This window comes from Pseudoxanthomonas kaohsiungensis (assembly GCF_010211765.1).
Lineage (GTDB): Bacteria > Pseudomonadota > Gammaproteobacteria > Xanthomonadales > Xanthomonadaceae > Pseudoxanthomonas > Pseudoxanthomonas kaohsiungensis.
In genome coordinates this window covers 192,370-206,292 of record NZ_PDWO01000001.1, presented here as the reverse complement: position 1 = coordinate 206,292, position 13,923 = coordinate 192,370, and the positions used below count along the sequence as shown (strand labels likewise).

Sequence of the window (13,923 nt, the reverse complement as noted above, 5' to 3'; positions counted from 1 at the left end):
CCAGTTAGAGGGATGGCAGGGAATCATTACAAAAGCAGCCTTTGGGAGCCTAACGTATTGATTGGCTTTTGCTTTGCCAAGTATCGTGCTGAGGCCACGAAGTGGCCTATTAGCCCAAATCGTCGATGCTGAATACTCGGCCTCCGCAGTCCAGTCCTTGCCGCTGCCGGCACATGTCCTTCGCGCTTACGGGGCTGAATCACCGCCTGACCAATAAGGTAAACGGTAGCTACCACCTCCCCGCACTGAACGGATTTCACTCCTTACTCGGAATGTTCCAGGCAACTTGCGTAGCGGCGATGTCCTTGCTACTACCGCCCCGTCCTGCAGGCTGAAGACTGATACTCTGACCTGGTGCTCGTCGGGGAAGCCACGGAATGGCAACTGATTGAGTAGTTCCAGAGTTTCAGAAAGCAGGACGGACCGAGCATCGCGGGTGGCGGGCTGCTTTTCATTTCCAGCCGTCGGCAGAACCCCAGCCCTTCCTAGAACATCCTCTACTGTCGCGCACATCAGATAGAAGGCTGGTAGAACTTCGCGCAGCGTTAGTGCAAAGGAATAGCCCTCGGGATCGTCGCGCCCCGACCGCCGAAACTTGATGGGTCCCTGCACCCCATCACCAATGGGTCCCGCGACCATATAGCCGTGGGTCACCAAGTCGCCGAGGCTCATCTCAATCCAGCTCAGGCAGAAACCGTCATGCTTGATAAAGTTGATCGGCATTTTAAATAGGCGGTTGATTTGATCATCAAGTCGTCGTTTTGCCGATTGCGCCTCTTGGCTCTTCTTCTGTCCCGATGTACTCGTAAGCAATGTCCGGGCAAGAACTCCTAGGTAGTCATTCAAGGCCGCACAGCGATGCATCAGCAGCTCCGTACCACTGAGGATGCTGCGCTTTCGATGCGCCTGTGATTTCCCATCCAGGCTGCCGAAGTCCAGTGAGATGAGCATGTCGTGCAACTGCTCGATCAAGGTCCAGAACGAATCGGTGATCTTGCTCGTTGGGTGTGCAACATTACTCCGGTCTAACGTCGCGACAAGTTCAGGTGAAAGATCGGAGGCACGAAGCACTAGAGACGGCAATGGCGATCGGGCACCACTTAGCTGCTTCATAATTTGATCCCGCGAGCCAGAGCGTGGAATATCGGAAACGTGTGGTCTGGCTACCTTGAGTGTAAAGCTAGAGAACGCAACAGTGGCGCCGCCACTCAAGACGATCCAGAATTCTCTGGTCGCCAACCTAGCAACGCTAAGAAGTCTTCAGATGGAGACGAATCCTCTTTCCAGCGATCCGACCACACCTCCGCTCCTGAGGTGGTACTCGATGAATGCCCGAGAACAGGCTGTCTGGAGTGCGGCTTACATCGCCTGCGCACTGGACCCGGCGCGCGCGGCGCAATCGGCCGACAAGGCTGTATTGGCATTGCGATCTCTGGCCATCGATGAAAGCCAGTTCATTGGCCCTGAGTACGATGCCGCACGATACTGCTCGGACATGACGTTCGAGAGGTTCAGTGGCTGGTATCCAATCGCACTAAAGATTGCCTCGCGCAATCAGATCCTCCGGGAGCCTAGTGCGGATGAACTGCGTCAAGCGTTCGAAACGTATCGAATGTCCACCACGGATTTCTTCTAACGTTTCGGTCGCTCGGCTTAGTCGAGCACCTTGCCGGAGTAGTCCAAGGGGGCGATTTCCTTCTCCAAGTCCAAGGTGTAATCGCCGAACCGGTTGATGTGGCTGGTGCGGTATGGAGACAGCCCCGCCAGAACCTCAGGGGTCAATTCGATTCCGGTCTTGCGCAATTCACCTAGCGTTCGCGTCATGCCTTCCACGTTGTGCAAGATGACCATGTTGGCGACCAACTGGCTGTACTTCACGATCTTGCGCTGCTCGTGCAGCACGTTTTCGGCGATGACGCCTTCCCCGCCGAAGAACACCCACTTCACGAAGCCGTTGAATTCTTCGCTCTTATTGGTCGCGGCATGGATAGTCTTGCGGATCTCGACATCGTCGATGTAGCGCAACAGGAACAAGGTGCGTATCACCTTGCCAAGCTCTCGAAAAGCGAAGTACAGCTTGTTCTTGCGACTATAGGTGCCGAGACGCCTCAGGATCGAAGACGCTGTGATCTTTCCAAGGCGAATGGAGATCGCAACGCGCAACATGTCATACAGGTGGGTGCCTATCAGCTGCCAGTCGATACTGTCTCCGAAGAGGGCTTGGATGTTTTTATAGGGCTTGCCCGGTTCGGGACGGAAAAAGGTCAGGTCCTTGATGTTCCGGATCCGGGGCATCAGCTGGATACCCAGTAGATGAGCTAGGCCAAAGACCGGATAGCTCTGGGCTTGGGTATCGCCATGGACGATCTCCGGCTGGATGTCGGAGGTGTTTGCCATCAACCCATCGAGGATGTAGATGCCTTCGTGTACCCCGCACGGGATGAAGTGGCTGAACAACGCCACGTACTTGTCCGAAACATGGTAGTAGCCAATGCCACCATAACCGCCATAGCGGATGTGGTACTCCGACAATAGATTGTCCTCGTACACGCTCCACTTGGTGCCATCTGCCGACGCGCTGCGTCCGCTGCCCCAATAGCTCGGTAGGTCAAACTTGTTGTACATGTTGATGACATCGTTGGTCGCCCTCTCCAGCGTGCCCTCGTCAACGAACTTTAGATTCAGCCAGGCAATCTGCCGGCGACTGAAGCCTTTCACGGACCGCGCCGTCTGGGTTGGCCCCAGGTTGCAGCCGTAACAGAACAGTGTGGTGATGACCCGCCTCGGCAGGTCGTCGACCTGGGCTTCGGTACCGGCAAAGGGGCGGAAGTGTCGGTGTATTTCCAGCCATTGCGCCGATTCGATCAGGACGTCCACGATGCTGGTCGCCGGCATGCGCTCGGTGATGAGCTTGTCGACGGTGGCGACGGCGCTGGAGATCTCCGGTCGCTGTGCCTTCCGCAGGACAAGGCGGCCGTCGACCATGTCGGCATGCACGTTCTCGGGGAAGCGCTGGTCGACCGCATCGGCCAAGGCAATCAATTCGCGGCGCAACTCGGATACGAAGGTCTCGGCGTCCGTGGGTAGTCCAGCGACTTCACCATACGCTTCCAGTTCGTGAGCAAAGGTGACTTCGTCGACCAGCTGTTCGCGGTAATCATCGAATCGCTCGCTGTGCGGAATGAACAGGTCGCCAGACTTGAGCTCGTCTTTTACCTGAACCAGAACCGCCAGCTCGAAGTACTTGCGATGCATCCAGCCCGTCCCCAACGTGTTGGCCCTCTTGCCGAAGACATGCTGCCGCCAGGCCTTGGGCATCCACTCGAAGTCTCGGTCCTCATCCAGGCCCAGGGACGCTACCTCGATCAGTTCGTGGCGCCTGTTGCGCAGAGACAGCACCGCTGCGATCAGCGGCTCCATGCCCGCGTCCTGGCTAGTGGATCGCAGGGTCATCAGCTCCAGGCCGTTGAACAGCAACGGCCGAATCACGCCGTAGGGCTGCAACATGAATGGAAGATAGTTGCGTCCGGCGTAAGCCATGTGTTCGTCGCATTCGGCCAGCAACGTGGCCACTTCAGCTCGCAAGCTGCCGCCGATTGCGTCCACCCGTTGGGCGTCGCTGCCCTCCAACTGGAAGGCCTGCAAGACTTCCTTGAGCTGGCCGATCAGATAGTCGGCGCGTTTAGCGTGCTCCAACTGGTAGGCGATCAGCTTCTGTTGCGCCAGATTCTCCAGGCCACGGACCTGCTTGATGAATAGCTCGGCGGCATCATCCAGCGTCTTGGCATACTGGGCGCGGATGAAGATGGCGGCCAAGGCGTAGCGCTTATCCTTGGTCAGCTCTGCCAGCTCACTGGCATCGTAAGCGCGCGCCATGGTCCGGAACTGCTTGAGCTTGGGGACCGGAACGTCGATGGGAGGCAGCTGGTCGGCCAGCTGCTGCAGCATGCGGATGTGCTGGAGGTAGGTCCGAACCTCCTTATTGGTCGGACGTCCCGGCTCGCGCTTAAGAGTCTGCCAGCCGGTAAAGCGAGACCCTTCCTTGGCTTTGAGCAATTCGTCAATTAACTTTCTGGCTTTAGGGGTCAGTGCTTGGCTGATACTGGCGAAGTAGGCGCTGTTCACCTTCTCGCGTGCGCCGATCGCCACTAATTCCAGTGTCCGGAACGCCGGCAACTCGTAACGATGATGAACTAGTTCCTCAAGCAGGACGTTGATAATGTCGCCAACAACATGCTTGGTCTCAGCGGCCGAGACCGCCACCGTTTTCAGCCATGCCGTCCCTGCTTGGTCCAATGGCCGCACGCCCAGAAATTCGCGCAGCAGTCCAATGTGGCGCTGTTTGCCGCCGGAAGTGTCATAGCTTTCCAGGCGCCCAGATTTCAATGCACCACGCAGCCGGGTCGCCTGGGCGATGTGCTGAAGAATCCTGTCCGGCACCTCAGCTAGCCGGGTGAAGTAGGCCAGCCGCTGGAACATCTTCAGATGGATGACCACGGCCAGCTGCGTGGTGGGCACTTTGGTGATGCTCCGCACGAAGGCAATTTCAGCGTCCGTGGGGGTATAGATTTCTGCCAGTTCCTTGGCGGTGGGATCAGGCTTCAGGCGTGGATAGGCTGTCTCGTGCAGGGTGGCCATCGGATCTCGAGGTAGTTGTCAGTCCCAGTGGCGTCCATCGCCGCTGATGAGGGAGGCTTCCAGGAAGCAATGATGCGTATCTGCCATGCGATGCAAGTCATCTAGTAGGATGGCCAGTCGTTCGTCCAGATCTTGCTCTGTAGCCTCCACTACAAATATGCGGTACTCAGTGCCCTCGACATTGAGGCGTTGGGCCTGAAATGGCGCTAGGCAGATCTCCTCGATTCGGGCACGCGCCTTGGCCATGCCCCGGCCTCCACGGGCGAATGGGTTCAGAACCAGACGCAGTGTCAAACTCTGCCGTTCAAGCACATGGGGGGCTGGCAGGACCGACTGCGCGACCGGCTGGGCAGTAGCCGGCAGGCTGGCCTCGATCCGCTCCCGTGCGAATGGGTCACGTCCATCCAGGTAACGCATGGCTGAGTGCACATCCCGCCAACCCACGTACTCCATCAACGCTTTCATATCCCAGCCTTGGTCGTTGGCCCAGGTTGCAAAGCCATGGCGCAACGAATGGCTGCTATAGGCATGCGCGTCGGCGAACCCAGCGCACACGAGCAGATCTCTCATCAGTGGAATTAGGCTATTGGGATGGAGGGGCTCTGCGCCCACATGGCCCCAGCGGTCTACCCCACGGAACACCGGACCTGTCCGCAAGTCGGCCATTAGGATCCAGTCCTGCGTCGCCTCAACCGGACACAGGCGCGACAGTGCGGGCACCTTGTAGGTGGCACCGGCCGCCTGCCGGTCTCCCTTGCTGCGTGGCAGGAAGCAGGTCATCCCTTCGCCGGGCACCGGTTTCAAGTGCTCCACCTCCAAGCGGAGCAGCTCATCGCCACGGAAGCCTCGCCAAAACCCCAACAGGACTAAGGCCCGGTCGCGCCGATGCCTCAGCCCTGCCGGTCGGTCCCTCCGCTGATCGGCGGCCTCGATGGCTCCGGCTAGCCAGTGGTCGAGCTCTGCCAACCGCCGGATCTGCAGGGGCTCAGCTTGCTTAACCGGCGCCGGATGCAAAGTCTGGATGCCTTTCAGGACTTTGCGTACCAGCGCGGATCGAGTCGGATCGACAAAGCCATGGTCCCGATGCCACGCAGCCAAGGCTGCAAGCCGGTGGCGCAATGTGCTGACGGCCAGCTGGCCGGCGTAAGTCGCCAGGTAGCGGGCCACGCTGTCCGGCGTGGCAGGGAGGTGTCCTTTCCACTCCACCTCGAAATGACGAAGAGCCGAGGCATAGCTGCGCCGTGTGTTGTCGCGGGTGGCAGCCTCAAGATATGCATCCAGACTGCTCATGCGGCAGATCTGCCCAAGGCCATAGAAATGACCCCATGACAACTTCCGGAAGTGACAGCGTCGTCGATGCGCATTACGGGCCCGACTCCCTAGTCGTTTCGGACTTTACCTGCTCATACATCTCGATGTTAGCAACTCGAGCGCGGGTCAATCTACGGACATGCACAGCGATCCTCCCGTGCAGCGATTAGGGGTGCAGCCGCCGGCTACTGGCCCCAATCACATCGGCCCCGGCCCCTGGTTGCTCGTCGCGGACATCGTTATCGATGCATCATGATGTTCATTGGATGCAACTAGACAGTCGCGGACAAGGAGACGGAATGCAGTACGCATTGGTGGAGGGGGTACCGCAAGAGGCCACGTCAGGAGCTAATGGTATATGCGGCCAATGCGGGGCGCCGGCCGTCGCCAAGTGTGGCCCTAAGGTCATGCATCATTGGGCGCACGCGGGACGCAAGAACTGCGATCCCTGGTGGGAGAACGAGACGGAATGGCACCGCGCCTGGAAGAACCTGTTTCCGTCACAGTGCAGGGAGGTCTCTCACACGGCGCCCACTGGGGAAGTTCATCGGGCGGACATCAAGTCACCGGGCGGGCTTTATATCGAGGTCCAGCACTCAGCCATGACCGACGCCGAGCGCTCGTCTCGTGAGGAGTTCTATAAGAACCTCGTGTGGATAGTTGATGCCCGAAAATTCGCCTCGTCCTTCTCGCTGCACCACATACTCCCTGACCCCTCGTTGAAGTGGGCGCAGGACTTGGCTTGGGTGCGTGTGAGCCGCCCGCCGAGCAGCCACAGTGCCAACGGCATGTACTTCAAATTCTCTCTCATCGCCAAAGACAAGGCCGAGTGGCCCGAAGGAAATATGCATGAAGTTTTTTCACTTCACCACATCATGGGACAGGTAGAGGCATCCTACATCGGACACCATCAGTACCACTGGAGGCGTCCGTACACGACTTGGTTGAGTGCCACGTGTCCGGTGTATTTGGATTTCGGAACTGAGCGAATGATGCGCTTGGAAACCTACCCAGTGGGCAATATTCCTTGCGTCCGGTTGATCAGCAAAAGCCGGTTGATCGCAGATTTGTTGTCGAAGACATCCGCCGGCGATGTGTGCTTATAGGAAGAAAGACTCTGTCCTGGAGCATCAACAAGCGATCAAAGGCTGAGGGGTCGCGATTCTTCGGCTGCAACTGACCAACGTGGACGCGATCTAACGCTGTGGACTCGTTGACAACGAATCTAAATGAACCGTACCACTCATTCGTTGGACAGTCGCCACATCCCCCACCAAGCCAGTGGCGCGAGAATGACCACGCTGGCCATCCCTGGGAAATATCCATAAGGCTCGTTGGCCAGTACTGGCATCAGGAAATGGGCCAACTCGGTAAGCCCCATAGAGGCGAAGAACGTCCACGCCAGATATCGACCGAGTTCGTAACCGCGCCGCAGCAGCAACGGGATTGCCAGCCATGCGCCCACGGGGATCACTAGCAGCCCGATAGCCACGCCTACGGACATCCCAGGGGCTGGATCCCCCGTAATCCTATTCGATACCGCCTCGAAGAATGCGGCCTGGTTCTCCTCGACCTTATGCAACAACAGGAATGCGGCCAGCGTCAGCCAGTATGGCAGGCGAACAGAGCCCCAGAGGGGAGCGGCTGGTACCAGGAGCCACAGGGCGAAGCCCCCGCCATACCCGACCAGGAACAGGCTGGCGTACAACGGCCCCAGGTAGACATAGCCCAACCACGGAACCAACAGGGAGAACGCGGCGGCCGACAGCACCAGTAAGGAACCTTTTCGCGGCTTTTCCACTCGGATCCTCCCAAATAGTGGCGTAGGACCCATGCAGGGCCCTTCACCACATTGTTATTGTGTCCGGGTGCCACCTCTAGGTAGCGTATACGTCCCATGATCCGCTGGCTTGCAAATCCGAGGCGAATGATCGCTGCACTGCTGTTGGCGGTGCTGGTGACGTTGCCTGTCTTGGATGCCTTTGCCTGCGCTTTCGAGGGAACGGCGGCTCATGCCACCAGTGAGCTGCAGGCCGGTCCGCATGACGATGAGGGCGACACCCGTTCCCATGGGGCATGTGGCCACCACCACTGTCACCATGCGTCCGCCAACATCCTGCCGGATGTGGCCATGCGCAACGCGCCGCTCAAGCGCTTGCTCCCGGTCGGTTATGCCGACCCCTTGCCCTTGGCGGGCATCCTGGAAGGACCGATGAGGCCTCCGCGGGCCTGATGTGCGTTTCCCGCGATTTGCGGGCTTCCCACGTCATCGTCTGATCCAGGAGTTCTTCCATGTTGATCATGCTTGGCCGTCCACGATGGACGGTTGGGCTTGCAGTGGTCGTTCTGGCCATGGTGTCGCCCGCGTGGGCGATGCAAGCGGCCACCGATTCTGCCCCCACCTATGAGTCCCTGATCGAGCGGCTCGACGCCATGCCGTCGACGCTCGAAGCGCAGGCACTGTCCGATGCGGCCCAGGCTCGCGCCCAGCAAGCCGCCGCCTTGCCCAATCCCACCCTGTCCTACGACCGCGAGAACTTCTCCGGCAGTGGACCCTACAGCGGTAACCGCGCCGCCGAGAACACGTTGGCGGTCAATCAGCCCCTGGAGTTGTGGGGCAAACGCCGGGCCCGAATCCAAGCCGCCCAGTCGGAGGCCTTGGCTGCCGACCTGCGGGCCGGGCAGCAACGGTGGTGGTCGGCTGGCCAACTGGCCCAGGTGTATTCGGCAGCCGAAGCTTCTGAGCGGCGCTATGCGTTAGCTACCGAAGCCCTGTCGCTGATCGAGCAGGACGCCCAGGCGGTGGCTGCCCTGGTCAGGGAGGGACGCGAGGCCACATTGCGCAGCGTCCAAGCCCAGAGCGAAGTTGAAAGCGCACGCGCGACCCTGGATGAAGCACGAGCGATTCGTGATGCTGCCTTCGCCCGGCTCAGCGCCTGGGCGATGCTTCCGACGCCTGTCGCAACGGTAGGCAATAGCCTGCTCGACCGGGAGCCCAAGGCCTCGTTGGTCCAAACCAACGATCCGCTGTCCGTTCAGGTCGCACAGGCCGAACTCGAGGCGGCCAGCCGTCTGGTCACCGTCGAGAAGCGTCGTGCGCTGCCAGACGTCAGTGCCGCCGTGGGACTGCGCCGCTTCGAGGAAACGGGCGATGACGCCATGACGGCAGGCATCACTCTGACCGTGCCACTGTTCGATCGCAATCGCGGTGGGATACGTGCGGCTTACGCGGACCAGCGCGCCGCCGAGGCACGACTGACTGCGCAGAAGCAAGCCGCCTATGCCGATCGCCTTGCGGCGCAAGCGACGCTCGAGGCATCCAACAGCCGCACCCGAGCGGCCGATAGCGGCGTGGCCGCGGCCGAGGAAGCCTATCGCCTCTCGCGGGTCGGGTTCGATGCCGGCCGCATTTCACAGTTGGAACTTCGTAGCTCGCGTGCGGCACTCATCGCCGCTCGCAACGCCGCTGTGGACGCGCGCCAGGCGCGCGTCATGGCCGAAATCGATTTGGCGCTCCTTGAAGGACGCGCCCCCTTTGGGGAGACACCATGAACAAAAAGAACAATCGCCTCTGGCTCGCTGCGGCGATCCTGCTGGCATTGGGCGCCGGCTTCGGGCTGGCGCGTCTGTTGGGCACGCCTGCCACCGAAAGTGCCGACCAGCACGCGCAGGCCGATGACCATGACGATGAAGGCGATGGACATGCCGAAGGCAAACCTGAGGCTGAAGGCGAGGAAGGGCTCATTGCACTGACGCCGGACCAAATCAAAGCTTCGGGTATCGATGTGGTGGCCGTAAGCCGCGGTGGTGGCCACGAAACCCGCCTGAGCGGCCGGGTCGAGCCAGCGGTGGGTGCCCGTGCGTCGATCGCCGCGGCCATTGGTGGCCGCGTTGAGCGCGTGCTGGTAGCGCCCGGATCACAGATCCAGACGGGAGAGCCGCTGGTGGTGGTCGTCAGCGGCGAGGCAGCGACTCTGCGGGCCAGCGCGGACGCAGCGTCGGCTGAGGCCGAGGCGGCACGGTTGGTGCTGCAGCGCGATCAGTCCTTGGTCGATCAAGGTGTGGTGGCCCGCCAGGAACTGGAGGCGTCCCGCGCGCGATCGCTTGCGGCCGACGCCACCGCCCGCGCGGCCCGCGCCCAAGTGGCCGCCGCCGGCTCGCCCGATGCGCAGGGGCGCACCACGATCGCCAGTCCGGTGACCGGGGTGGTCGGCGCCGTCCAGGCCACACCGGGCGGGTTCGTGAACGCGGGCGACATCGTCGCCAACGTCTCCGACCCCACGCAGACCGAACTGGTGTTCACCGCGCCACCGGCCTTGGTGACACAGGTCAGCCCGGGTATGCGGATCGAGGTGACCGGTCCATCGGGCAACTTCGAAGCCACCATCATTGGCGCTGCGGCCGACGTGCGCGAACAGAGCGGCGTGGCGATCATCCGCGCTCGTGCAGAGGCGGCCGACCTGCCGCCGGCGGGGTCGCCGGTTGCGGGCGTGGTGGTCGCTGCTGACAAGACCGACGTTCTGACGGTGCCGGCCGATGCGGTGCAGGCCATCGAGGGTCGCTCAGTGGTCTTTGTCGCAGGCACCGATGGCTTCCGCGCTGTGCCGGTCTTGGCCGGACGTCGCGCCGGCGGACACGTGGAGATCCTCAATGGGCTGTCCGGCGATGAGCGAATCGCCAGCAGCAACGCGTTCCTGCTCAAGGCCGAGTTGGCCAAGGGCGAGGCCGAGCACGGGCACTGAGGACGACGATATGTTCAATCGACTTATTGCGCTGGCCGTCCGCTTTCGATGGCCCGTGGTCTTCCTCTCCGCGCTGATCGCTGCCTACGGCTTGTTCCAGCTGAGCCAGCTGCCGATCGATGCGGTGCCCGACATCACCAACCGCCAAGTCCAGATCAACACCATCGCCCCGGCGTTGGCTCCCGGCCAGATCGAACGCCAGGTGACCTATCCGCTGGAGACGGCGCTGGCCGGAATTCCGGGCCTGACCAGCACCCGTTCGCTTTCCCGCAACGGATTTTCTCAGGTCACCGCGATCTTTACCGACCAGACGGACATCTGGTTCGCCCGCCAGCAGGTGGCCGAGCGCATGCGCGAAGTGCAGGAGGATCTACCTGAGGGTGTGACACCCATGATGTCGCCGGTCACCACAGGCCTGGGTGAGGTCCTGATGTGGACAGTGGACTTCACTACGTTTGACGAGAACGCGCTGGCCCAGCCTAACCAGCCCGGTTGGCATGCTGGTGAGGTCTACCTGACGCCGGAAGGTCAGCGCCTGGCCACACCGCAAGAGCGTGCCACCTATCTGCGCACCGTCCAGGATTGGATGATTGCCCCGCAAATGCGCGGAACGCCCGGGCTGGCCGGCGTCGACACCATCGGCGGCTACGTCAAGGAATACGCCGTACAGCCGGACCCGGCACGCCTGGCCGCCTACGGCCTCGGATTGCCCGACCTGGTGCAGGCGCTGGAGCGCTCCAACGTGCAAGCCGGTGCGGGCTTCGTGCAGCGTGCCGGTGAGGGGTTGGTGGTCCGTGCCGACGCCCTTGCCCAGACCGCCGACGACCTGGGGCGAGCGCCTGTCGCCAACCGCGACGGCCTGGTTATCCGGGTCTCGGACGTGGCTACGGTAGGCATCGGACGCGCGCCACGCTTGGGTACCGCCACCCGCGACGGCCATGAGGCCGTGCTTGGCACCGCGCTGATGATCGCCGGGGGCAATAGCCGCACGGTCGCTCAGGCTGCGGCTGCCCGCCTGGAGCAGGTCAACAAGTCGCTGCCACCGGGAATCGTGGCCGAGCCCGTGCTCGACCGCAGTCAATTGGTGAACGCCACCATCCGTACGGTAGCCCGCAACCTCACTGAAGGCGCACTGCTGGTGGTGCTCGTGCTGTTCCTGATGCTGGGCAACATACGCGCTGCGGCGATCACGGCGCTGGTGATTCCACTGTCGTTCCTGTTCGCGGTGATCGGCATGAACCGCTTCGGGATCAGCGGCAACTTGATGAGCCTGGGCGCGCTGGACTTCGGCATTCTGGTTGACGGTGCGGTGATCGTGGTGGAAGCCACCTTGCTGCTTCTGGCCAAGCGACAGGCTGAGTTGGGCCGACCATTGGCGGTGAGCGAGCGGATGAAGGTGGTCGTGGAGGCCTCCAGCACGATGATGCGGCCGGCCGCATTTGGTCAGTTGATTATCCTGCTGGTGTTCGCGCCGATCCTCACGTTGCAGGGCGTGGAGGGCAAGACGTTCCAGCCGATGGCGGCTACCTTCATGCTGGCTCTCATCGGCGCTTTCATCTTCTCCTTCACCTTCGTTCCGGCCATGGCGGCCTTGCTGGTGCGAGCGCCTAAGGAGAAGGCGTCGGCCGGTCATGCGACAGACCATGCGGGCGAGCATGAGACCCGTTTGATTCGCGCGGTGCGACGGCGTGCTGAACCCGTGATCCGCCAAGCCGTGGCCCGGCCCAAGGCGGTGCTGGCCGGTGCCCTGCTCATGCTGGCGATCGGTGTGACCGCCTTCGTCTCGCTGGGTCGTGAGTTCATGCCCACGCTGGATGAAGGCAATCTGGCCATGCAGGCGCTGCGGATTCCCTCCACCTCCCTGGAGCAGTCTCTGGCCATGCAGCTTGCGCTGGAGAAGACCATTGCTGCCGAGCCTGAAGTGGCGACCGTGTTCTCCCGCACCGGTACGGCAGAAGCGGCCATCGACCCCATGCCGGTCAATATCTCCGACAGTGTGATCGTGCTCAAGCCCCGTGATCAGTGGCCCGACCCAAAGCTGGACAAGGAGGCGTTAATTGAGCGACTGGAGTCCCGGGTGGGCGACCAAATCGGCAATGCCTTTGAGTTCAGCCAGCCTATCGAGCTGCGCTTCAACGAACTGATCTCCGGCGTACGTACAGACTTGGCAGTGATGGTATTCGGTGACGACTTCAACACCTTGCAGTCGGTCGCCGACCAGGTCGCCCTCAAGCTGCGGGGCATTGACGGCGCAGCCGATGTACGGGTTGAACAGGTCTCCGGCCTGCCGACACTGACAGTGCGGATCGATCATGCCGCCGCGGCTCTGTATGGACTAACAGCCGCTGATGTCAGCGACGCCTTGGCCATAGGCGTGGGCGGAGCGAGTGCAGGCCGGATCTTCGAGGGCGATCGCCGCTTCGACGTGGTGGTCCGATTCAATGAAGAAGCCCGCAATGATCCTGCTCAGCTGGCCGCCCTGCCGATTGCAACGCCGAACGGCGCTGTGGTGCCGCTGTCGTCGGTGGCACGTATTGAGGTAACAGAGGGGCCCAACCAAATCAGCCGCAATAACGGCAGCCGGCGTGTTGTGGTTCAGGCCAACGTCCGTGGTCGCGACCTTGGCGGATTCGTGGGTGAGGCGCAGGCGGCGGTAGCAGCCGTCGAGGTGCCCGCCGGCGTCTATCTGACCTGGGGTGGCCAGTTCGAGAACCTGCAGCGTGCCGAACAACGGCTCTTGCTGGTGATCCCTATCGTGTTTCTGCTGATCGGTAGCCTGCTGTACATGGCGTTGGGCAGTATCCGCGAGGCAGCGCTGGTCTTCGCCTGTGTGCCATTGGCGCTCGTAGGCGGCGCGTTGGCACTCCTGCTGCGCGGCATGCCATTTTCTGTGTCCGCAGCCGTGGGCTTCATTGCGGTCTCGGGCGTGGCCACGCTCAATGGCCTAGTGTTGATGCAGGCTATCCGCGAACGCCTAGATGCCGGCGATGCGCCACTGGAAGCTGCCGCCGCCGGTGCAGCCAGCCGTCTGCGCGCGGTGCTGACCACTGCTCTGGTAGCCATCGTCGGATTCATCCCGATGGCTTTGTCCACCAGTGCCGGCGCCGAGGTGCAGAAGCCGCTGGCCACGGTCGTCATCGGTGGCCTGATTAGCGCCACGGTCCTGACGCTGCTGGTGCTGCCGACCTTCGCTGCGCGAGCTGCGGCCAGGGCTGCGAAAGAGGAGACCTGA

Annotated in this window: 10 protein-coding genes; 6 read left to right on the top strand and 4 right to left on the bottom strand. The window is 61.7% G+C overall.

Annotation, left to right across the window (positions count from 1 at the left end; genetic code table 11):
* Positions 1-186 precede the first annotated feature (186 nt).
* Positions 187-1,113: a hypothetical protein gene (locus tag CSC66_RS00995; RefSeq protein ID WP_162375421.1), complete on the bottom strand. Its 927-nt coding sequence runs from the start codon at positions 1,111-1,113 to the stop codon at positions 187-189.
* A 151-nt stretch (positions 1,114-1,264) separates the two neighbouring features.
* On the opposite strand from CSC66_RS00995, the gene CSC66_RS00990 reads away from it, so the two are divergent.
* Positions 1,265-1,636 carry a hypothetical protein gene (locus CSC66_RS00990; RefSeq protein ID WP_162375420.1) on the top strand — a complete coding sequence of 124 codons (372 nt, stop codon included), beginning with the start codon at positions 1,265-1,267 and terminating at the stop codon, positions 1,634-1,636.
* 17 nt (positions 1,637-1,653) lie between these two features.
* On the opposite strand, the gene CSC66_RS00985 is transcribed toward CSC66_RS00990, so the two are convergent.
* Positions 1,654-4,638, bottom strand: coding sequence for a Tn3 family transposase (locus CSC66_RS00985; RefSeq protein WP_162375419.1), 2,985 nt, complete (start codon positions 4,636-4,638; stop codon positions 1,654-1,656).
* Positions 4,639-4,656: 18 nt separating this feature from the next.
* Positions 4,657-5,928 (bottom strand): site-specific integrase, encoded by a 1,272-nt coding sequence (locus tag CSC66_RS00980; protein ID WP_162375418.1) that lies wholly within the window; start codon positions 5,926-5,928, stop codon positions 4,657-4,659.
* 623 nt (positions 5,929-6,551) lie between these two features.
* On the opposite strand from CSC66_RS00980, the gene CSC66_RS17420 reads away from it, so the two are divergent.
* The gene (locus CSC66_RS17420; protein ID WP_202935567.1) at positions 6,552-7,055 is read left to right on the top strand and encodes a hypothetical protein; all 504 of its coding nucleotides are present in this window, start codon (positions 6,552-6,554) and stop codon (positions 7,053-7,055) included.
* Between the two features lie 137 nt (positions 7,056-7,192).
* On the opposite strand, the gene CSC66_RS00970 is transcribed toward CSC66_RS17420, so the two are convergent.
* The gene (locus CSC66_RS00970; protein ID WP_202935566.1) at positions 7,193-7,750 is read right to left on the bottom strand and encodes an HXXEE domain-containing protein; all 558 of its coding nucleotides are present in this window, start codon (positions 7,748-7,750) and stop codon (positions 7,193-7,195) included.
* 126 nt (positions 7,751-7,876) lie between these two features.
* On the opposite strand from CSC66_RS00970, the gene CSC66_RS00965 reads away from it, so the two are divergent.
* From CSC66_RS00965 to CSC66_RS00950, 4 genes are read left to right on the top strand one after another with little or no spacing between them, the layout of a single operon-like run.
* Positions 7,877-8,182 carry a hypothetical protein gene (locus CSC66_RS00965; protein WP_162375416.1) on the top strand — a complete coding sequence of 102 codons (306 nt, stop codon included), beginning with the start codon at positions 7,877-7,879 and terminating at the stop codon, positions 8,180-8,182.
* 59 nt (positions 8,183-8,241) lie between these two features.
* Positions 8,242-9,501 carry a TolC family protein gene (locus CSC66_RS00960; protein ID WP_162375415.1) on the top strand — a complete coding sequence of 420 codons (1,260 nt, stop codon included), beginning with the start codon at positions 8,242-8,244 and terminating at the stop codon, positions 9,499-9,501.
* A complete protein-coding gene (locus tag CSC66_RS00955; protein ID WP_162375414.1) occupies positions 9,498-10,691 on the top strand; it encodes an efflux RND transporter periplasmic adaptor subunit in 1,194 nt (397 codons plus the stop codon). The genes CSC66_RS00960 and CSC66_RS00955 overlap by 4 nt, the downstream gene beginning before the upstream one ends.
* 10 nt (positions 10,692-10,701) lie before the next feature.
* On the top strand, positions 10,702-13,923 hold the full coding sequence (locus tag CSC66_RS00950) for an efflux RND transporter permease subunit (protein ID WP_162375413.1): 3,222 nt from the start codon (positions 10,702-10,704) through the stop codon (positions 13,921-13,923).